General features: G+C 67.6%; 19 protein-coding genes. 11 read left to right on the top strand and 8 right to left on the bottom strand.

The window, feature by feature from the left end; translation table 11 throughout:
• The 7 genes from ACLJO0_RS42945 to ACLJO0_RS42975 form a co-directional block, all read right to left on the bottom strand.
• Positions 1-352, bottom strand: a 352-nt coding sequence (locus ACLJO0_RS42945) for a VOC family protein (protein WP_410585641.1), incomplete at its 3' end; no start/stop codon positions are given.
• Between the two features lie 655 nt (positions 353-1,007).
• Positions 1,008-2,042 (bottom strand): potassium channel family protein, encoded by a 1,035-nt coding sequence (locus tag ACLJO0_RS42950; RefSeq protein ID WP_410585642.1) that lies wholly within the window; start codon positions 2,040-2,042, stop codon positions 1,008-1,010.
• Positions 2,043-2,862: 820 nt separating this feature from the next.
• Complete coding sequence (locus ACLJO0_RS42955; RefSeq protein ID WP_410585643.1) at positions 2,863-3,339, bottom strand: SRPBCC family protein; 477 nt, start codon at positions 3,337-3,339, stop codon at positions 2,863-2,865.
• 1,440 nt (positions 3,340-4,779) lie between these two features.
• Positions 4,780-5,715 (bottom strand): ribokinase, encoded by a 936-nt coding sequence (locus ACLJO0_RS42960; protein WP_410585644.1) that lies wholly within the window; start codon positions 5,713-5,715, stop codon positions 4,780-4,782.
• The gene (locus ACLJO0_RS42965) at positions 5,712-6,746 is read right to left on the bottom strand and encodes a phosphotriesterase (RefSeq protein WP_410585645.1); all 1,035 of its coding nucleotides are present in this window, start codon (positions 6,744-6,746) and stop codon (positions 5,712-5,714) included. Before ACLJO0_RS42965 ends, ACLJO0_RS42960 begins: the two co-directional genes overlap by 4 nt.
• Positions 6,739-7,734, bottom strand: coding sequence for a DMT family transporter (locus ACLJO0_RS42970; RefSeq protein WP_410585646.1), 996 nt, complete (start codon positions 7,732-7,734; stop codon positions 6,739-6,741). The genes ACLJO0_RS42965 and ACLJO0_RS42970 overlap by 8 nt, the downstream gene beginning before the upstream one ends.
• A gap of 31 nt (positions 7,735-7,765) precedes the next feature.
• Positions 7,766-8,518, bottom strand: a complete 753-nt coding sequence (locus ACLJO0_RS42975) for a glutamine amidotransferase (protein ID WP_410585647.1) — start codon at positions 8,516-8,518, stop codon at positions 7,766-7,768.
• A 111-nt stretch (positions 8,519-8,629) separates the two neighbouring features.
• On the opposite strand from ACLJO0_RS42975, the gene ACLJO0_RS42980 reads away from it, so the two are divergent.
• The 11 genes from ACLJO0_RS42980 to ACLJO0_RS43030 all read left to right on the top strand — a co-directional run bounded on the left by ACLJO0_RS42980 (position 8,630) and on the right by ACLJO0_RS43030 (position 18,152).
• Positions 8,630-9,619: a LacI family DNA-binding transcriptional regulator gene (locus ACLJO0_RS42980; protein ID WP_410585648.1), complete on the top strand. Its 990-nt coding sequence runs from the start codon at positions 8,630-8,632 to the stop codon at positions 9,617-9,619.
• A complete protein-coding gene (locus ACLJO0_RS42985) occupies positions 9,616-10,674 on the top strand; it encodes a M20 family metallopeptidase (RefSeq protein ID WP_410585649.1) in 1,059 nt (352 codons plus the stop codon). Before ACLJO0_RS42980 ends, ACLJO0_RS42985 begins: the two co-directional genes overlap by 4 nt.
• Before the next feature lie 697 nt (positions 10,675-11,371).
• Positions 11,372-11,653, top strand: coding sequence for an FAD-binding protein (locus tag ACLJO0_RS42990; protein ID WP_410585650.1), 282 nt, complete (start codon positions 11,372-11,374; stop codon positions 11,651-11,653).
• Complete coding sequence (locus tag ACLJO0_RS42995; RefSeq protein ID WP_410585651.1) at positions 11,593-12,375, top strand: FAD-binding protein; 783 nt, start codon at positions 11,593-11,595, stop codon at positions 12,373-12,375. The genes ACLJO0_RS42990 and ACLJO0_RS42995 overlap by 61 nt, the downstream gene beginning before the upstream one ends.
• A gap of 366 nt (positions 12,376-12,741) precedes the next feature.
• Positions 12,742-12,876 carry a hypothetical protein gene (locus tag ACLJO0_RS43000; protein WP_410585652.1) on the top strand — a complete coding sequence of 45 codons (135 nt, stop codon included), beginning with the start codon at positions 12,742-12,744 and terminating at the stop codon, positions 12,874-12,876.
• A gap of 55 nt (positions 12,877-12,931) precedes the next feature.
• Positions 12,932-13,126 (top strand): hypothetical protein, encoded by a 195-nt coding sequence (locus ACLJO0_RS43005; RefSeq protein ID WP_410585653.1) that lies wholly within the window; start codon positions 12,932-12,934, stop codon positions 13,124-13,126.
• A 303-nt stretch (positions 13,127-13,429) separates the two neighbouring features.
• Positions 13,430-14,044 carry a hypothetical protein gene (locus ACLJO0_RS43010; RefSeq protein WP_410585654.1) on the top strand — a complete coding sequence of 205 codons (615 nt, stop codon included), beginning with the start codon at positions 13,430-13,432 and terminating at the stop codon, positions 14,042-14,044.
• A gap of 300 nt (positions 14,045-14,344) precedes the next feature.
• Positions 14,345-14,848, top strand: a complete 504-nt coding sequence (locus tag ACLJO0_RS43015; RefSeq protein ID WP_410585655.1) for an O-acetyl-ADP-ribose deacetylase — start codon at positions 14,345-14,347, stop codon at positions 14,846-14,848.
• A gap of 376 nt (positions 14,849-15,224) precedes the next feature.
• Positions 15,225-15,767, top strand: coding sequence for a flavin reductase family protein (locus ACLJO0_RS43020; protein ID WP_410585656.1), 543 nt, complete (start codon positions 15,225-15,227; stop codon positions 15,765-15,767).
• Positions 15,764-16,969, top strand: coding sequence for an acyl-CoA dehydrogenase family protein (locus tag ACLJO0_RS43025; RefSeq protein WP_410585657.1), 1,206 nt, complete (start codon positions 15,764-15,766; stop codon positions 16,967-16,969). Before ACLJO0_RS43020 ends, ACLJO0_RS43025 begins: the two co-directional genes overlap by 4 nt.
• A 16-nt stretch (positions 16,970-16,985) precedes the next feature.
• The gene (locus ACLJO0_RS43030) at positions 16,986-18,152 is read left to right on the top strand and encodes a PucR family transcriptional regulator (RefSeq protein WP_410585658.1); all 1,167 of its coding nucleotides are present in this window, start codon (positions 16,986-16,988) and stop codon (positions 18,150-18,152) included.
• A gap of 18 nt (positions 18,153-18,170) precedes the next feature.
• Here the strand turns inward: ACLJO0_RS43030 and ACLJO0_RS43035 are convergent, their stop codons facing one another.
• The gene (locus tag ACLJO0_RS43035; protein ID WP_410585659.1) at positions 18,171-19,547 is read right to left on the bottom strand and encodes a flavin monoamine oxidase family protein; all 1,377 of its coding nucleotides are present in this window, start codon (positions 19,545-19,547) and stop codon (positions 18,171-18,173) included.
• Positions 19,548-19,667: the final 120 nt, after the last annotated feature.

The raw sequence follows: 19,667 nt of genomic DNA on the forward strand, positions 1-19,667 counted from the left end.
CGATCGCCTGTAGCGACCAGCTGTTGCCGTCAGGATCGCGGAAGTAGACGAAGTTGCCCCACGGCTGCACGTCGACCTCGCTCGCGTCGACACCGGCATCGAGCAGTTGCTTGCGCGCCGCCTCGGCGTGGGCGACCACGACCTGGATCTCCTGCGTGCCGGGCGTCTTGTTGGTGATGCCTTCGCCGATCACGATGGAGCAGGCCGAGCCGGGCGGTGTCAGCTGGACGAACCGCAGGCCTTCATGCACGTTGTGGTCGTGGTCGGCGTTGAAACCGACCTTCTCGTAGAACGCCTTGGCCCGGTCGACGTCGGTCACCGGAACGGGAATGAGTTCGATCTTCCAGTCCATCGTCCTACCGTAGGACGTGGGTACGACATTCCGCGCTTCGTTCCGTACGGTCTTCCGAGAAGCGCGAGCGGCGGCAGGGCCAGCGCGGTCACTGCCCGTTGGCCGTTCGAACGTGAAAGCCGCACTAGGCACACCGCGCCGTCAGCGGCATGAGCGGATGTTCCTCGATACCCGCTGCGGCCTCCCAGCCGGAAGTGGCGGCCTCGCCGCGGAACCGGCTCGCTCGCACCGTGTGCGGCGCCCACGGCCGCGCCCCGGAGGTTCTGGCGCGGCCCCGGGGCACGGCTGGTCACGCAGATTCAATCAGCCAGACTCAGCCTGGCCGGTCCACATCGCGCCCACTGGCTTCGGCTTCGCCGCTCCATCGCCAGACGATGTAGCTGTTCATGGTCGTCTGATCATCGTCGCGGGTGGCCGGAGCGGAGAGAGGCACCCGCGGGCTCCTTGTAGGTGGCCCAGCCGAGCAGCCATTCCGCATGATCAGCCGTTGCAAGGCAGGGTGTCGTTCTTGACGGTAGCGACTACGACGTCGCCGCACACGACGTCGACCGTGCCGAATGCCCTGGTGACATGACGTCGCGATCCGGCGCCTCCGTCCAGCCCCCTCGCTCACCCAGGTGTTCCCCACGCGCAGGCGGGCCTGGAAAAGGTCTCTTCAACGACGCTTCTGTAAGGCTGTTTCGATTTCCGCGTCAGTGAGACGTCGTGAACTGACGTAGTAGAGCACGGCCCCGACCGGGAGCTCGGCATCCCAGGCGGGATTGACCACGAGGTCGTCGTCGGTCCGCGCGGCCAGCACCGTGGCCCCGAAAGTACGCCCCAGTGCCATCCGGCATTTCTCGGTACTCAACCTCCCCAGCGACGTCGGCAACGTCACCGAATACGTCCCCACCCCGCCCGCCGTCATCAGCTCGGAATACACCTCGGTGATTCCCGGCGAGGTCAGTTCTTCAGTGACCATCCGCGGTGTGTGCCACTGCACGCACTTGATCCTCGAATCCACATAGCGGACCAGCTCGGATTTCTCCATGTCCCGCAACGTCACCACAACGTGTGCCGACCGATTCGCATGATCCACGGTCACCGCGACGGCCAGGGCCTCGTTGTCGTCGCGCATGTCGATCAAGACCGTGCCAGCGCCGCCGACGGCGGCCCGGACGAGTACGTCGGCCGCGGTCGGTTCACCTCGGACGAAGTCCACCGGCTGAGACGGCATCGGGTGCACCTGCACTTCGTCGCCTGCGCACAGCACGAGGCCGGTCACCCCGTCGGCGAGCAACTGCGCGACGATCCGCTCGGTGCGACCGGCCGTATAGCCGATCAGGAGCGTGTGCCCGCTCGCCCGAACGGTCTCCATCCCCTGCATCCGCCGTCCCTTCGTCTGTTCGAGCTTCGAAGCGAGCTTGGTGAACACCGTGGTGAGCGTCGCGATCCCGCCGATGATGACATAGGCCCCCACGACGTGCCCTGCCGTGGTCTCCGGCGAGAAGTCCCCGTACCCGACCGTCGCGGCGGTGACCACGAAGTACCACCAATAGTTCCCCGGCTCGACGAGCTCGCTTCCCGCGGGTTCGACCAGGGCCATCAGCGGCCAGCTCGTCGTGAAGACGAAGAGGACGACTGCGACCGGAAGCATCCACCCCTGCTGTAACACCCAACGCGCCAGCAGCCTCGACAAGACGAATGGCACTCGTCTCTCCTCACCGTCCGCTATCGACGCCTCACCTGAAGCCGCTCCACGTATCTGCGGAACACCGTATCCGCGAACTGTCCGAAATGGAACTCGCACTGTCCACTAGCGACTACCATCTGCGGGTGTGCTGGTGAAGCCTGAGCTTCCAGCTATCGTCTCGGCTGACGTAGACGCTGCTCACCTGCGCCGCGTAGGGTGCACCGTCCTTGGTGGCGACCATGCCGTAGCTGACGAACCCGACGGCAGGGCTAATCCGTGTCGCGCTCAAGCCGTCAAGTCGGCAGGCATGCCACTTGTCGCCGCATAGTGCGCTAAGCGCCACTTCTCGCTCTTGGATGGGCGACCGGCCGGCGAGCAGGACCACGATCCGGTCATCGAGAATGGTCTAGTAGAACGAGCGTGCGGCAGCCGGGCCGGCCGTGAGCACTCGCCAGGCTCGCTGTTCCAGCTCGGTCAACACGTCCATGGCCGCTACCACCTCACTCTCACCGGCGGTGACCAACGCGGGATGTTCCGAGCGAGGAAAGACACGCCGAGAACGATCGTTCCTACAATCATGTCAACGATCGCCGCATCGGACTCGGCTCTGCCGCTGTGATGCGAGAGGAAGAATGGGGTACCGAGCAACGGGAACCAGGCTGTGCCGCACCACGCGAACATCAGCTTCACGGTCCACGTCGGGACTCCACTGGTCCATGCGGTGTTGTGCTCCTGTGCCGTCGATTCACCGTCCTCCGGCATTCGCCGGATGGCGACCACGTTGCCGCATGATGGCGTGAACGAACCTGACAATCACCTTACGATCCGACCGGCCTGGTCAGTCGCGTCGAGCCGGCGAAGTGCTCAGCCCGGCGGCGTGGTTCGCGAGCCCTGTCGCCATACCCTGCATCACTCGCTGGACTTGTCGTTCGGAGGTCCATCGCGACATCCCGCGAGGCGAATACGTTCCATGCCAACGAATCTGAGTTCCACCACCGAGGACTTCGAGAAGATCGACCACTGCACTGTGGTCTGCCATCTGCGGGTGCTCCACGCTCTCGTAGGCGAACCGACGTCCCGGCGTGAGGCCAGTTATCCGATCAGTGGCGACGCTCCTCCCGACGCGGAAGGCCCGTATGGCGCCGACACCGTCCCTGTTGTTCACCGAGAGACCACTCGAACCCCCCAGGTCCAAGGAGTCGATGTGCGACCACGCAGGCCAGCTCCTCGGGTCCAGCAACAACGTCCATACCACGGCCGTTGGCGCAGCCGACTGGGCCAGGACGTCGTACGACCGCACTGCGGAACTCCTCACATCGTTCGACGGCTCCCCTATGGCGCGAACCAGGGAGGCCTCCTGTCACGATCCAGATCGTGCCACATCCGGGGAGCCGATTGAGGCCATGTGCCGAAAATCCCTGAGACATGAAGGAAAATCACAAATGGCAACCCGGGCCTGAGGTCAATGAGTCCACTATGGACTTTTCGCAACGGTCGTCTTTGTTCGTCCTCGAATTGATCAATACCGCGGTGAGCACCTGGACGGCCGTACTCGACACCCGCCACCCTCTGGCCGTCGCCCGCACGCTCGGCGCCACCCCAGGGCAAACGGGGCTGGGTCTCGCCATGGCCCAGCTGCTTCCCGCCCTTCCCTGCGCCGCCGGGATCCCCTTCGCCTGGCGCAGCCAAGTCCAGTACCCGCCCGGTTCCTGGCTTCTGGCTCCCGGACTGGGGATCCTGCTCACATCACTGTTTTCACGGCCATCCCCGCACTCGCCCTCGCACGATGACCAGTCGCGCAAGCACTTCAGTCAACCCCGCCCTGACAGTCGGTCGGACAAGAACCATCCACGCTGTCAGCTGACTCGTCGCCGTCCTGCCCGGAAGTGGTCGTCGGCTCGGACGTCACGCCGACGACAAGGTGCCAGAAGGCCGGATGTCGTGCTCGAAGAAGTCGGTGCGGGCCAACTGATGCCGCATCGGGGAACGTGTTCGCGGAGGTTTCGTTCCGAGCGCGTCTCCGCCTTGCCCATGAGTGCGCGGATCACCACATGCGAGCACGCTCAGGATCGCCACCGCCAAGTCAACCCGGATCAGCGCATTGGAAGGTTGATCCTATCTCATATACGATGCGCTCCCCGAACCGCTGCCCCAGTGGGACGACACCGGGCAGCGCGGCACCGACATGTGGGCGACCGAGCACGAGACGCGCGAGGAGATCGTCGACTGCTACCGAGCAGGCATGCCGGACACACCCCCGGCATCCTCCGCGAAGAGCTCGACGGCACGACAGGGACTGCAGCCAGGGACACGAACCCGCGGCGCGGCGCGGCCTTCCTGGCAGCCCGGACCGCGGAGATCGAGCGAGCCGCGAAAGCAGCCATCGAACGGCAGTGAATACCGCATGGTTCGAATACCTACACTCCACCAGTTAACTAGGCTTCGCCGCAGAACAGTCCCACTCCCGCAAGACCCATCCCGTTCGTGAACTGCTCAAGTGCAACTGTGCCCCTTCCCCGAACAAGATCCGATACGGCCCGTATCAGGGAGCACTGACGGCAAGTGATCAAGTACTGCTGAAACGAACCGCTTGTCGATTGATCATGCCGCGCGGAAACCGGGCCAGGTGGTCGAACGTGATCATGCAAGCGCGGAACGTAGAAGTTTTACGTAGTTTCCGGGAGAACGTGGCCGTGGTTCGACTCTTCGGTCGGGACATTCACGCGACCACGATTCGTTGCGTACCGCCGCTGGTTCATCCCGGGTGAGGAGTGTCGACGACCTCGGCCAAGGTCGGCAGAGAGGAATGCGCTCCGTGCCGCGTCACGACGACCGCGGCCACTTTCGCCGCGAAACCGCAAGCGGCCACTACATCCGCGGTCGTCGGCTCACCGGGGATTTCCGCGAGCCGGGCGGCGAGTGCTCCGACGAACGAATCCCCCGCGGCGGTGGTGTCCACCGCCCGTACCGTGACGGCCGGGACGTGCGTGGACGACGACGCGTCGAGGACGGCACATCCCGCGGCGCCCAGCGTCACGATCACCCATCGGCATCCCGTGGCGGACAGTTCGGCTCCGCCGCGCCGCAAACCGTTGCCGTCGAACGGATCCTGGCCGGTGAGTTGCCGGAACTCGATTTCGTTCGACACCACCACATCGCTGAGCGGCAGCAGTTTCCCGGCCACTTCGCCGGCGGGCGCGGTGTTGAGCACGGTCAGCACGCCACGTGCGCGAGCGGCCGCGAAAGCGCGTTCCGTCGCTTCGGCCGCCGCCTCTAACTGGCCCGCGACGACGCGAAGCCCCGGCAGTTCGCTGATCGCCGCTTCGGCCGCGGCCGCCGGGATGTCGGCGTTCGCCCCGGACACGACGACGATCGAGTTGACGCCCTCCGCGTCGACGGTGATCGCCGCCCGGCCGGTGGGCAGCGCGGACCGGCGCACATGGGTCACGTCGGCTCCCTCGGCGAGCAGGGCTTCCAGGTACTCGTCGCCGTCCTCGTCCTGGCCGACGCAGCCGATCACGGTCACTTCCGCACCGAGCCGGGCGGCGGCGACCGCTTGGTTGCCGCCTTTCCCGCCCAGCTCCCGGCTCGTCGAAAACCCCATCAGAGTCTCCCCCGGCTCCGGGATGCGCGGCACGTGGACGATGTGATCGACGTTCAGTGACGCCACCACCGCGATCGCGCGGCTCATGCGGTCAACCACCGGGCCGGGACGTCTCGCATCAGCCGGGCCACGGCTTCGGCAGGCACGCCTTCGGCTTCGAGCAGATCGGCGAAGACCGTCGGCACGAACACGAGCCCGTTCCCACCGTTGTGCGTCCACATCTGCTTCAGGAACAGGTCGTGCGACAGCATGATCTGGTCACCGAAGCCCTCGTGCACCCACCGCGCCACGGCGCGAGCGGTCTGGGAAACCGTCGGGGCGACACCTTCGCCGGGGAACGAGATGTCGAGGCCGATCATGTCGAACTCCAGCAGCACGCCGCGTTCGAGAAGCCCGCGTTGATATCCCGGGTCTTCGCCGGACGGATCGCTGTGTGCGAGCGCGACTTTCGCCGGGAGCGCACCGCACTCCCCCAATACGAGGTCGAGCACTTCGTGCCCGCGGCGCTGCCAGCCGGGCATATGGATGTTCAGCCCCACGGACGGCCGCGCTGCCTGCGCGAGCGCCGCGGCCCGCAAGGAGGCCCGCTCCCCGTCGGTGAAGAACGGCGAAACACCGACCTCGCCGATGACTCCGGCCCGGATCCCCGTCTCGCCGACGCCCTCGTCCAGTTCGGCGAGGATGTGCTCGATCTGCGCGTCGACGGTGACCGCGGTGATGCGCTCCCCCTCGAACTTCTCCAGGTACGCACCGGTGCCCATGACGATGGTGACCCCGGTGGCCTCGGCCACCGCCGCCAAGGCGAGCGGATCCCGGCCGATCACCGCGCTGCCGGTCGCGTCGACCAGCGTGCTACCGCCCGCCGCGGCGAACGCGGTCACCTCGCGCACGACGCTCGCCCGGTCCTTCGCCGCCACGTTGTCGGCGCAGCAATAGGGATCCTGGCGAAGCAGGAACTGCCACCCCGGCCCCACTTCCGCCTCGGCGAGCCTTCGAGTGGAGGCATAGGAGGGTTCGGCGACCGCGGAGGACAGATCGTTGAAAAGGTGCTCGTGCGGCAGCACCAGCCCGAGGTCCGCCACCTCGACCGGCCCGAGAACGCCGCGCACCTCAGCCACGACGCACCTCGGCGGGCTGCGCGAGGACCGCCGGCTCGGCCGTGTGCCGGGACGGGATCATCGCGATCGCCGCGGCCGCCAGAGCCACGACCGCGCCGATGACGGTGACCAGGTGCAGGCTGGAACCCGCCGCGGGAGCGACGAGTTCGAGCAGCAGCGACCCGATGAGCTGACCGGCCGTGGAGGCCAGCCCCAGCAGCAGGAGCCCCAGACCACGCACCAGCAAGGCCATCAACGCGATCGACAGGAGGCCGAGCGGCCCGCCGAAGTACATCCACCAGGTGCCCGGCAACGCGAAGTGCGCGCCCGAGACCGCCATCCGCACCACGTACACGAGGCCGAGCGCCACGAAGCCGATGAGGAAGTTCCAGGTGATGGAAACGAACATCGAGCCGGACAGCAGGCCGACCTCGGAGTTGCCGGCGGGCTGCCAGCCGGCGAGCAGGCCACCGACGAACGGCATGATCGCCAGCGCGATCATGTGCGGAGCCGACCAGTTCGGGGACACCACCAGCACGGTGGCGCAGATGGCCAGGATCGCCCCGGCCACGCGCGGCGTGCTCATCGCCTGCTTGAACGGCACGCCGATGCCGAGGCGGTCGCACACCACGCCGGAGATGACCATGCCGGAGATCAGCGAGGTCTGGAAGATCGCCACCCCGAGGAAGCCCACCGTGACGCCCTCGGAGAGCACGATCACCGCGCCGCACAGACCGGCGAAGAAGTTCCACCGCGGGATCTCACCGCGCACCAGCTGACCGGGCAGCAGGAAGAACGCGTCGCGCGTCCGGGTGCGTGCCAGCACGATGATCAGCATCAGCACCAGGCCGGTGCCGAAGGACACCAGCGCGGCGGCGTGCCCGTCGGCGAGGGCGGTGCCGAGATGTCCATTGACGAGCGACTGCAACGGGCCGAGCATTCCGGCGAAGACGGTCGCGATCGTCAAGACGACGACCGAAGCCGCGCGGCCGGTGGGTGACGTACTCATCGAATCCTCCTTGATCCCGAGTGCGCGCGGCTCAGACTTCGCGTCCGGCGAGCCAGGACATCGCCTGCGCGAAGAGCCTGCCGTAGCCGTCCCAGTCCATGAATTCCTCCGGAGCCCAGTGCGGGGAGATGTCCGAGGTGAACGCGAGGGTGCGGCCGCGGCCGACCCGGCGCGCGGCCAGCATGACGTCGCCCTCGACGGTGGCGAGCAGCTCCGCGTCCGGCTTCAGCGTGGTGTGCTGGTAGCCCAGCAGGATCGGCCACTCCTGGTCGAGGCCGGTGACCACCGGATGCCCGGGCTGTACGACGTGGGCGCGGACGCCCTCCGGCGTCTCGACGCGGTCGTCGTACGGGTCGATGTCGACCGGGAGGATCTCCTCGATCGGCGTCCGGTGGTAGTTGGCCTTGCCCTCGAAGCCCTGGAAGCTCAGGTAGCCGCCGGCCATCATCAGGCCGCCACCGTTCGTGACCCACTCGCGCAGCAGCTTGAGCCGGTTGGGCGTCGGACGGCCGCGGGTGAACGTTTCCGGGTGCAGCAGCAGGGTGTTGGAGCCGATGTCGGAAAGCAGGACGACGTCGTAGGCGTCGAGTTCCTCCAGCGTCTGCGGGAATTTCTCGGCCACGTCGTGCGAACGCAGGTGAGTCACCTCGACCCCTTCCGCCGCCAGCGCCGCCAGCAGCCGCTCGCACCCGATCTCCACCTGCGTGTGCGCGAACGGGTCGTATCCCTTGTGGTCGATCGTCGCACTGACCCACGACTCCCCGGCTAGCAGGACCTTGACCATCGACGACTCCTTCGAGCGAAAAGCCTTAGCGTAATTTGCGCAACGTAGCGCAACGCCGTCAATATAAGATGCGGTCGCAGTCGCCGTCAACGCTCAACGGGGAGGAGCCGGATGTCGCTGGCGAAGGTGGCCCGAGAGGCCGGAGTGGCCGTGTCGACGGTGTCGAGGTACGTCAAGGGGGAGCTCAACGTCGCCTCCGAGACGGCCCGGCGCATCGACGCCGCACTGTCGGCCGAAGGGCATCCGCCCGTGCGGAAACAAGTGACCGGCCTCAGCCTCGGCCTGGTGGTCCCGTCGCTGGACAACCCGTACTTCTCCACGCTGGCGGACGCGGTGGTCGACGCCGCCGCGACGGACGGCGTCGACGTGCTCACCGCACTCACCGGGTCGTCACCGTCACGGGAGCGCGCCGCCGTCGAGCGCCTGATGCGGGTGCCGGACGTGGGCGGGCTGATCTACCTGGGGATGAACACCACCAACGAAGCCTTCACGAGCCGCCCGGCCGGCGATTTCCCGGTGGTCTTCCTCGACGAGTACGTCGAAGCCGCCGGACCGCGGATCGCGCACGTCACCGCGAACAGCTTCGGCGGCGCCTTCCAGGCGACCACCCACCTGCTCTCCCAGGGCCACCGGCGGATCGCCCATGTCGGCGGACCGGCCGGGCTGCGCACGGCCGACCAGCGCGAGGCAGGCTACCGGGCCGCCCTGAAGACGCACGGGGTCGTGGCGGACGAAGCGATGATCGTGCGCGGCGCCTTCAGCTCGGCGTTCGGCATGAACTTCTTCGCGCACATGGCGAGGACCGGCGCCGCGCCGACGGCCGTGTTCACCGCGAGCGACATCTCCGCGGTCGGCCTGCTCGAAGCGGCCCGCCGCGCCGGGGTCTCGGTGCCGGAAGACCTTTCGGTGATCGGCTGCGACGGAATCACCCTCGGCGAATGGACGTCGCCGCGGCTGACCACCGTCGCGCAGCCGACGGAGCAGATGGCCCGCAAGGCCGTCGACGAGATCACCCGCCTCGCGGCCGGCCGAGACCCCTCCGACCACGTGCTCTCCATGCGGCTCGTCGTCCGCGAATCGACCCAGGAGTACCCCTCATGACCGACGAAGCCCTCGCGTTGCTGCGTGATCTGGTGCGCCACGACACCACCTCCGGCGACAGCGCCGCGCAGACCGCCGCGCAGGAACTGGCCGTCTCCTACGCCACCGCCACTCCGGGCGTACGCGTGCTGCGACGCTCCGCCGCCGGGCGGCCGTGGGTGCTGGTCGGCACCGATCCCGGCGACGGGCCGTTGTTCATGTGTCACATCGACACCGTCCCCGTCGGCTCCCCCGCGCTATGGGAACGCGCGCCGTTCTCCGCGGACGCCGACGAGGAGTTCCTGCACGGCCGCGGCAGCGTCGACATGAAGGGCGGGCTCGTCGCCGCACTGGCGGCGTTGCGCAACGCCGCGGAAGCCGGTGCCCACGCACAGGTCCTCATCACCAGCGACGAAGAGATCGGCTGTCTGGGCGCGGCCGAGGCTTCGGCCGCGCTGGAGTTGACACCGCGGATCGTCGTGGTGCCGGAGGCGACCCGCAACCGCGTCTCACTCGGACACCGCGGCGCCACCTGGCTGCGGCTCGCCGCACAAGGGAAAGCGGCCCACGGCTCCACGCCCCAGCTCGGCCGCAACGCGATCCGGCTGCTCGCCGACCGGGCCCTCGGCGCCCTCGAATCCCTCCCGCTGGCCGCCGACGACTACCTGGGCGAGGAAACCGTCAACGTCGGCACCTTCGAGGGCGGGACCGCGACGAACATCGTTCCCGCGTCGGCGGTTCTGACGCTGGATGTGCGTACTGTGGACGGTGGAGCGCCGGCGATCGCTTGGGCTTCCTCGCTCGATCCGGCCATCACCGCGGAGGTGGCTCTCGATCTGCCCGCCGTCCGGACCGCGCGCCTGCCCGAACTCCTCTCCGGCCAGGCCACCGCACCCGCCGCCACCTATTTCACCGACGCCTCGGCTTTGGCCGGGTCCGTGGGCGGCGCGCCGATCGTGATCTGGGGCCCGGGCGATCCCCGGGAGATGCACGCGGCGAACGAAAAGCTGGAACTGGAATCCTGGCGGCAGGCTTCGCGCGACTACCTCGAGCTGGCCTTGGCCGCCGCACGCTGACCTGCATGGCGCGCGACTCAGAGACTTCTCCCTCGATCGCCTCGAGCTCATCCTCCCGACCGGAGCATCTTTTCATTGAACAATGCAGACTTCCGCCGGTTCCTTCGCCTGACCTTTCGTGATCACCCTTAAGTACCTGGCAGATGACCATCGCGAAATACTTTAATCAAGTAGTCCGGAAACGCTAGGCCGGCGGCTCCCGGTGGAACCCAAGGCCGGACGAGAGGACGGCTGATGCTCACCCGCGGACGGCCTGTCCGGTGTGCGGTCGCGCCCGCCTCAGCGGTAATCACCCACGGCTATCCAGATCCCTCACGCTGTTTTTCCTGGAGCAGCTCTGGAGCAAGGCGTCGGTCACAAGTGCACCCAACGACGTTGAACCCCATTGATCAGAGCACAACAGCTCCAGCCGAATTTCCGCAGTTCAGGGAGGGTTTTCTCGTTTGATGGTGGATATTCGGTGATCGCCTGAAGTTACGCCGCGGATCGATTCAGGAACCTCAGCTGGAGGATTTCTGAGATCAGCAACAGGGCGAAGGGTGCTTTCCCCGCATGTGATGCGGGGAAAGCACCCTTCGCCCCATAACCAGGGTGGCGCAGTGCAACCGCCAGCAAGGAAGGGCAGCCATGCAGGTAAGCCGACGAGTCGCGCTGCGACCAGGCGCGGCCACCGCGACCGCGCTGGCACTGGAGACATTTGACCCAGCCGACGGCAGCAGCCGTGGCGACGCCGGACACAGACGGCGCCGCTTGGCGGGAACTGCGCAAGTCGCTCAGCCCTGCAGCCCGGCTCCACCTTCGCGGTGAGCAGCCCTACCCGGCCCTCGCCACGGCCGACAACCAGCGCTATGCCTCCCAGCGCCCGGCCGGAGTACTGGCCTGCGCCACCGAGCACGACGTGCAGGCCGCGCTGCGCTGGTGCGCCAAGCACGGGGTGCCGTACGCGCCCCGCTCCGGTGTCCACAGTTACGCCGGCTAATCGACCATGACCGGTCTGGTGATCAGCCTGCGCACAATGAACCAGATGGCCGCGCGGGGAAGTCGGCTGCACTTGGGCGGCGGCAGCACCAATTCCGATGTGTACGCGGTCCGCGAGGCGGGCTTTACTTCCCCGGCGGCCGCTGCCCCGGAGCCGGTGTGGCGGGCCTGACACTCGGTGGCGGGCTGGGCTTCAACGACCGCAAATGGGGTTTGACCTGCGACCGGCTCGCCGAGACCCGCGTCGTCCTCGCCGACGGGACCGTGGTGCGCGCCGCCGGAGACGAGAACGCGGATCTGTTCTGGGCGTGCCGCGGCGGGGCAGGCGGCAACTTCGGCATCAATACCGCCTTCGTCTTCGACGCCGTGCCGGTGAACCAGCTGCGCGCCACCGTCTTTTCGCTCTCCTTCAGCCTGAGCGCGAGCCTCGGCGTAGTGAACGAGCTGCAGCACTTGCTCGACACCGACCGCTCCGACGACCTCGACGTCCGGATCGGCTTCAAACACGCGGGCACGGGCGGCACCACGCTATGGGTGCTCGGCCAGCGACTCGGCTCCGCCTTCGCCAAACCCGGACACGTGCTCTACGGCAGCGACTGGCCCTTCGCCCCCGAACCCGCCGTCGCCTACTTCACCGCACCGATCCAGGATTCCGAGGACATCGGGCACCACAACGCCCGGACGCTGTTCCCACGCCTCACCCGATCAAGCCGACCACTATGAAGTCAGGTCCACAGCTCGCGCATCGCGATCCGTAGCGCGGAAGCAGCTCTCCAGGCAACCGGACCAAACCCGTTGTGTCCGGCGGCTCACGGGTTATTGAGGGGTAAGGCAAAGGTGGCGTGGTCGGTGCCGACCCCCTCGCGCCTGACCAGGGTCGAAGGCTCCCTTCGCCGCATCAGACGCGGCGAAGGGAGCCTTCACCCCATCACCAGCCTCACCCACGAACACGACACGTTTGAAGGTGCGGATCCGGCGGGGCACGGCCGCGGCTGCGGCGATCGTCGTGGTGCTGGGCGCGGTGACGTGGTTCGTGGGAATACCGGTTTCCGAATGGGCGGTGGGGCCGCAGACTCCCGGTATGTCCAAGTGGAATGGCTGACCGCGGTGAACAACACCCGGTCGTCCTTGCTGACCGGACTCAACATGGCGGCGGGAATCGTGGTCGCCGGGTTCGGCGTCCGCCGCTACCTTCTCGACCGGGACGAACAGCGGCAACGGTGAGCGCGCACCTGAACGCGCCGACCGGTACACCGCACGACAAGCCGCACCGATCCCCGTGGACGACGAACAGTCCAGTGCCGGCCTGCTCGACCGGGTGCTGACCAGTTGGGGCCATACCGCCCGCGCGGGCAGCCTTCTCGCTCTCGCACTGGTCGGAATCTGGCTGCTGAACCTCAATATCGACCTCGTGGCAGGCCCTCTCCAAAACCAGCGCCACACCAAGCCGCCCGCGGCCTCATCCACGCGGTAACGGCCCTGTCGACAACAGGCTCGCGCTGGACGGGACACCGGCGCGCTTGGAGTCCCGCTTCTGCCGCCGAGGCGATCACTCAAACGGCCGAAACCGATCGCCGGAGTTCCGTGTCGGAAAAAACCTCACCACCGACGACCCTTTTGCCCTATGGCCTGCACACTCCTCATAGTCGAAAATGAGGCCAATGAACGGAGCGAATCAATACTTCTCGCGCATATATCAGGATGGTCGACAGTTCATCCTCCCATTCCCTCGCTCAAGTGGACCGACTCCACGAACCACCCTCGGGGGCGACAGGACGTGATGATCCCAGCGCCCTTTGATCCCACCTTTACCCTGGTCGTCGAACCCTCGACGATCACCGCGATCACCGCAGAGCTGGCAGATCGACTTCGCACGCTGATCGCGCCTTGCCCATACGACGAGCCCTACGAAATACAGAGCGAAACACCCACCAGAGCGATCAGTGAATTTGCTGAATCCTCAGAATTGGTATCGATGTCCGGCCGGCTTTACTCCGCCGTACAGCTGGCCATCCTCGCCGTTGCCGATTCCCACGCCTTACCCACCGGTAACGATTCGAAAGCGCCACCCAGCCGGCGCCGTCGAACCGTTGTCGAGTCGGTGTTCGATCAGCGCACCCCGGCGCGCCTCTTACCCTTCGCCGGAGACCCTCGTGTCGTCGCCTGGGAACGGGGAAGCGGCGTGTGCGTCGCAAACCTCAGCTCGCGATTCGTGCCCGTGCGACGCGACTGGGGCACGGTACTCGAGTTCTCCGCTCCAGTGGCGAGTTCTGCGGAGTCGACCCTTCTCGTGCCCTACAGCACAGCCTGGCTGGCGCGAGGCACGCGAAGCAAGACAGCATCCGGAACAGGTGCTGACAGGCCACGGGCCGACCGCAAGGTACCGGCCTGATCACGGCTACGAGGCGTCGAAGGGCCACGGCAGATCGTCGGCATGCAACCGCGGGAGGTGCAGACTCGACGCGCCCGCGCAAGGACCGTCCCAGCGTTCGGCTCACCGGCACTGCATTGCACTCTTCGTCGCACTGTGTTGCGACCAGGTTGTTCAGGTTTCCTGGATGCCATGGCCGACCGCGCGCCGCGGCGCCGGGCCGCTGTCGGAGCAGTGTTCGGCAGGTTGGTTCACGACAAGCGAACGGCGATCTGCCCGAGTCAGCGGCCGTGGGCACGGTCGTGATGGCACTATCCAGTCATGGTTGCCATAGAGGCGGTACGTGGCGATATCACCGAAGAGCACGTGGACGCGGTGGTGACCGCAGCCAATGAGTCGTTGCTCGGCGGCGGTGGGGTCGATGGGGCTGTCCATCGGGCGGCGGGACCGCGGTTGGCCCAGGCGGGAAGCGCTATCGGACCGTGTCCACCCGGTGATGCGATGGCGACGCCGTCGTTCGATCTTGACCCGCCCGTTCGCCACATCGTTCACACCGTCGGCCCGGTCTGGGAAGGCGGCGACCAGGGCGAGGCCGAGATCCTGGCCTCGTGCTACCGCCATAGTCTTCAGGTCGCCGACGAGCTTGACGTGCGCAGCATCGCCTTCCCTGCCATCGCCACCGGTGTCCATGGCTTTCCCGCCGACCAGGCAGCGAGAATCGCGGTCACAACACTGAGATCCACACCGACCCGGATCGAGCAGATCCGGCTGGTCGCGTTTGACCACGACACCTATGAGATCCTCGCAGTCGCATTGCGGAGATGAACAGACCGTTACTCGCCGATGTTGCGCGAGCAACGATCGGCGCCGAATTGGCGCGAGGCGCAATCAAGCATTTAAACCTACAGCGATCCATTCGAAACCGGGTTTCCGCGCTACTTGAGCACTCGCTGCTCTGGTCGGCCGTGACCGCCCACACCTCGGACTCTGGCGGATCGATGAGGCTTTTCAGTGAGGCGCTCGTGTTTCTCGCGCCAGACCGCGCACTACGTCCGACGATGGACGGAATCCCTTAGCCGGTCCGAGAGCTGCCGGCCAGTCCCGGCGCGAGCCTGCCGACTGCGGTTTCCGCAGGCGGTATGAGGCAAGTGCGCGATGTTCGTAAAGCGCCGAGCCGAGGCGCGGGACGAGCATGGCACGCATGGATGCGAACGTCGTGGTGGGCGCTGGACTCGCGGGACGGGTCGAGGTCACCTCGGACAATTTTCGTGAGGTACTCGGCCATTTCCCGACGGGGATCGTGGTCGTCACCGCGCTGCGTGCCGGTCGGCCGTCCGGTATGTCGGTCAACTCGTTCACCTCGGCCTCGCTCGAACCTCCGCTCGTCTCGTTCTGCCCGGCGCGGGACTCCTCGACCTGGTCCGATATCGCGGCCGCCGGGCGGTTCTGCGTCAATTTGCTGCGCCACGACCAGGCCCGGCTCGCCCGCCGATTCGCGACGCGGGGTGTCGACCGGTTCGCGGACGTGGGATGGCAGCTCTCCCCCGGCGGCTCGCCGAGGCTGGCGGGCACGGTCGGCTGGCTCGACTGCCGGATCGAACGGGTGGTGGAGGCAGGCGACCACCTCATCGTGCTCGGGACCGTCGAAGCACTCGACGTCTCGATAGGCGCGCCTCCGCTGGTGTTCTTCCGCGGCGGCCACGAACTTCCCCACCCCATCGAGAACTCAGGAGAATGTCCATGACAGTCACCGGATCCGCGCCTGCCGTGCCCAGCAGGGACGAGCTCGTCGCGCGTGCGGCCCAGCTGGTGCCCGCGCTCGCGAAGCGGCAGGCCGACGTCGACGCCCAGCGGCGCATTCCGGACGAGTCCCTCGCCGAACTCGAGGCCGCCGGGATGTTCCGGCTCTCGGTGCCGCGTGACTACGGCGGCTACGCACTCGACCTGTCGACCTATGTCGACGTGATGGCCGAGCTGGCGAAGGGCTGCCCCTCGACCGCTTGGGTCACCGCGATCCACAACTCCGCGGCCGCCGTGGCCGGGATCTTCCCGAAGGACGGGCAGGACGAGGTGTTCGGCACCGGTCCGGTCTCCCGGCTCGCCAGCGTGCCGCAGGGCAAGGTCGCCTCGGCCACGCTCGTCGACGGCGGGGTGCACATCGAGCACGCGAAATGGTTCTTCAACTCCGGTGTGACGATCGCGGACTGGTCGGTCAACGGCGTGCCGGTCCACGACGAGACCGGCACGGTCACGGACCTGGTCCTGTGCCTCATCCCGACGTCGGAGCTGACGCGCAACGACGACTGGCACACGATCGGATTACGCGGCACGCAAAGTGTCAGCACCGAGGCGCGTGACCTGTTCGTGCCGGAGCACCGGACGCTGTCGTCGCTGGCGTTGCTGTCCCGGCGATACCGCTCACCACACGGGCTCGATCAGCCGCTCTACCACTCGGCCAGTGTTCCCACCCTCGCCCTGTTCGTGGCACCGAACGGCATCGGCATGGCCGAGGCGGCGCTCAACCGGTTCACGGACAAGGCGCGGGGGCGCCCGGTCATGTACACCACCATCGAGAACCAGGCTGAGGACGCGCTGGTGCAGAGCACCGTCGGTGAAGCGCGAATGAAGATCGACGCGGCCCGTGCCCTGATGAAGCGGGCGGCGGGCGAGGTCGACCGCTTCGCGGCCGCCGGCTCGGAGATGCCCGTCGACCAGCGCATCCGGGCGCGGGTGCACTGCTCTTACGCGCTGCGACTCTCTTGGGAGGCCGTGGACCTGCTCTACAGCCTCAGCGGTGGGTCCGCGATCGCCGAGTTCGAACCGATGCAGCGGTACTGGCGGGATGCGAAGACCGCCACGATGCACGGCCTGTTCGCTCCCAGCACGGCACTCGGGCTGCAGGGGCAGGTCGAGCTGGGAGGCGATCTGAACGCCGTGTTCGTGTGAGCGGGACAATCGCCGGATGAAAGCCGGGACAACGCGATTGGAAGAGTCGTTGGGCGAGTTCGCCGACCGCCTCGACGAGGTGGTCGACGAGCTCGTCGACGAGGTGATGCGGACGATCTACGAGCACGTCGCCACGCTGGACGAGCCTGCCCGGCTACAACTGAACGAGCCGATGCGGCGCAGCGCCTCCGGTAACGTCCGCGCGGCGCTGGACGCCCTCCGGCACCACCGGCACGGGCCGGTCGAAGCGCCCGCCGAGGCCCTCGACGAGGCGCGAGCCGCCGCGCGCATGGGCTTCCGGCTGCCGGATCTGCTGGCCATGTACCGGCTCGGCCAGCAAGTGTGCTTCGACCGGTGCCTGCGGATCGCGCCGTCGGTCTGCGCCGACCCCGCGCGACGCACGGAGGCATTACGCATCGCGTCGCGGTTCCTGTTCGCCTACGTCGACAGCGTCATGACCGAGGTGGCGGAGGTCTTCGAGCGTGAGCGGGAGCAGTACCTGCATGGCCGCACGCAACGCAGGGTCCAGATGATCCGCGACATTCTCGGCGGCAGTCACTTCGACGCGGGCGAGCTGGGTTACGACCTGCTCCGGACCCACGTCGGGGTGGTCGCCTCGGGGGCAGGGGCGAATTCGGTGCTGCAGCGGATGATCCGGCGGCTCGGCGTCCGCTCGCTGTCCGTGGCCGCCGGCGGCGACCTGATATGGGCCTGGCTGGCGACGGACGAGATGCCCGAACCCGAAGGCCTCGAGGACGGGGTCCGGATCGGTATCGGGGACGCGCGGGCAGGCGCCGACGGTTTCCGGGCCACCCATCGCCAGGCGCTCGCCGCGGCCACCGTCGCCTCCCGCCTCGATGCGGGCGTATGCCACTACGACGCCGTCAGCGTCGAGGCCGCTGCCCTCGGCGACGAGCAAGCGGCGCGCAGGTTCGTGGAACGGGAACTCGGCGCACTCGCCGCCGAGGGCGCACGCAACAACATCTTGCGGGCGACCATCCACGCCTACCTGAGCAGTGCGCACAACGCGTCCTCGGCCGCGATTCGCCTCGGCATCAGCGACCGAACGGTCGCCTACCGGCTGAACACCTGCGAGGAGCACCTCGGCCGCCCGGTGAGCACTCGCGCGGCCGAGCTGGAGACGGCCCTGCGCTGGGGCCGCCTCCTCGGCATGTTCGGCTGAGAACCTGCCGGCGCCGCGCTAACGGCTCAGCGCGGCCGCGACCTCTCCGGCCGCGCGCTCCCCCGCTTCGACCGCCCCGGAGATCCATCCCGCCCAGCGCGTCGCGGTTTCGCTGCCCGCCCAGTGGATCGGCCCGACCGCCGGCCGCAGCGCCGCCCCGTGCGCGGTCAGCAGACCAGGTGGTGTCACGGCGATGGCGCCGGAGATATACGGCTCGACGGCCCAGTTGCGAGTGAGGAACTCGATCGGTTCCGCGGCAAGTTCGCCGAAGTAGGCGGTCAGCGCGTGCAGCACCGCCGCCCGCAGGCGCCGTGGGTCGTCGAGCAGTTCGGGCTCGTTGCCGCCGAGCAACCGGGGCCCGTGCACGCCGAGCAGGCCGACCAGCACCCCGGCGGAACCGTCATCGGGTGAGTCGTCGAAGACGATCGGGGCCGACGGCAGGTCGGCGAGCACCGCGCCACTGAGCCCTTCGTCACGCCAAAAAGGACGGTCGTAGACGGCGTGGAACTTCACCGCGGCGAACTGCTGCCAGTTGCGCTGCAACAGCTGCCGGGAAGTCGGCAGATGTGGCCGGAACTCGATGTGCCGGCCGTCGGCCGGGCTCATCGCCACCACCACCCGCGTGGCCGTGATTTCGGCACCGTTCCGGCCGATCACCCGCACGCCGTCGCCGGAGTGCTCGATGGTCCGCACCGGCCAAGCGCACCGCACGCGGTCGCCGAGCCCGGCGGCGAGAGTATGCGCGATCGAGCCCGCGCCGCCGGTGAAGCGCTCGGCCTCGGACGAGGCCATCGCCTCGAACCCGCCGACCCCGCTCAGGAACCACACGGCGTACAGCAGCGACATCTGCGCGGGTGGCGCGCCCAAGTTCAAGGTGAAAGTCTGCGTCAGCAGGTAACGCACGTCCTCGTCGGTGACGTGCTCGCTCAGCCAGTGCTCCAAAGTGGTCGAATCGAGTTCCACCGCCGATGCCGAATCCCACGGATTCTCGACCGGTACACCTGCCGCCATGTCCTGGAGCGCGGAGACCGCGGTCATCAGCTCGATCACCGCCTGCTCCGAGATCGGGGGCAGGTCTCCTCGGTAGACGTTCCGACGGCCATCACGGTGCCAGATGTTGCCGGCCCCGGGATCACGCAGCGACGGGTTGGTATTCGTGCCGATACCGAGTTCCGTCAGAAGTTCCCGCAGCGGGCCCATGTTCATCCCCAGCCACTGCCCGCCCTGATCCACGGCCACCCCGGCCGCACTGGTCGACAGCGTGCGGCCACCCACCCGCGGCCGCGCTTCGAGAACGGTGACCTCCGCTCCCGCCGCGACGAGCCTCCGGGCCGCGACCAGGCCGGAAACTCCGCCCCCGATGACGACGACGTCCGCGGTACTCGTGATGTTCATTCAGCCTCCTGAAACCGGTGTGTCCCACCGGCAACGCTAGGCACGCGCCCGCCCCGGTCGCTTCGACGAACTCGCAGGGATCCGGGCGCACATCACCGAACTTCGTCAACCGCGTCGTTT

Source organism: Amycolatopsis sp. lyj-108, assembly GCF_046549005.1.
In the GTDB taxonomy this organism is placed as follows: Bacteria; Actinomycetota; Actinomycetes; order Mycobacteriales; family Pseudonocardiaceae; genus Amycolatopsis.

Excerpts from the sequence above, each read along its gene's own strand:
- ACLJO0_RS42970 (WP_410585646.1), bottom strand. The coding sequence starts at position 7,734 with ATGAGTACGTCACCCACCGGCCGCGCGGCTTCGGTCGTCGTCTTGACG.
- ACLJO0_RS42985 (WP_410585649.1), top strand. The coding sequence starts at position 9,616 with ATGACCGACGAAGCCCTCGCGTTGCTGCGTGATCTGGTGCGCCACGAC.
- ACLJO0_RS43015 (WP_410585655.1), top strand. The coding sequence starts at position 14,345 with ATGGTTGCCATAGAGGCGGTACGTGGCGATATCACCGAAGAGCACGTG.
- ACLJO0_RS43035 (WP_410585659.1), bottom strand. The coding sequence starts at position 19,547 with ATGAACATCACGAGTACCGCGGACGTCGTCGTCATCGGGGGCGGAGTT.
- ACLJO0_RS43030 (WP_410585658.1), top strand. The coding sequence starts at position 16,986 with ATGAAAGCCGGGACAACGCGATTGGAAGAGTCGTTGGGCGAGTTCGCC.
- ACLJO0_RS42960 (WP_410585644.1), bottom strand. The coding sequence starts at position 5,715 with ATGAGCCGCGCGATCGCGGTGGTGGCGTCACTGAACGTCGATCACATC.
- ACLJO0_RS42980 (WP_410585648.1), top strand. The coding sequence starts at position 8,630 with ATGTCGCTGGCGAAGGTGGCCCGAGAGGCCGGAGTGGCCGTGTCGACG.
- ACLJO0_RS43025 (WP_410585657.1), top strand. The coding sequence starts at position 15,764 with ATGACAGTCACCGGATCCGCGCCTGCCGTGCCCAGCAGGGACGAGCTC.
- ACLJO0_RS42975 (WP_410585647.1), bottom strand. The coding sequence starts at position 8,518 with ATGGTCAAGGTCCTGCTAGCCGGGGAGTCGTGGGTCAGTGCGACGATC.
- ACLJO0_RS43020 (WP_410585656.1), top strand. The coding sequence starts at position 15,225 with ATGGATGCGAACGTCGTGGTGGGCGCTGGACTCGCGGGACGGGTCGAG.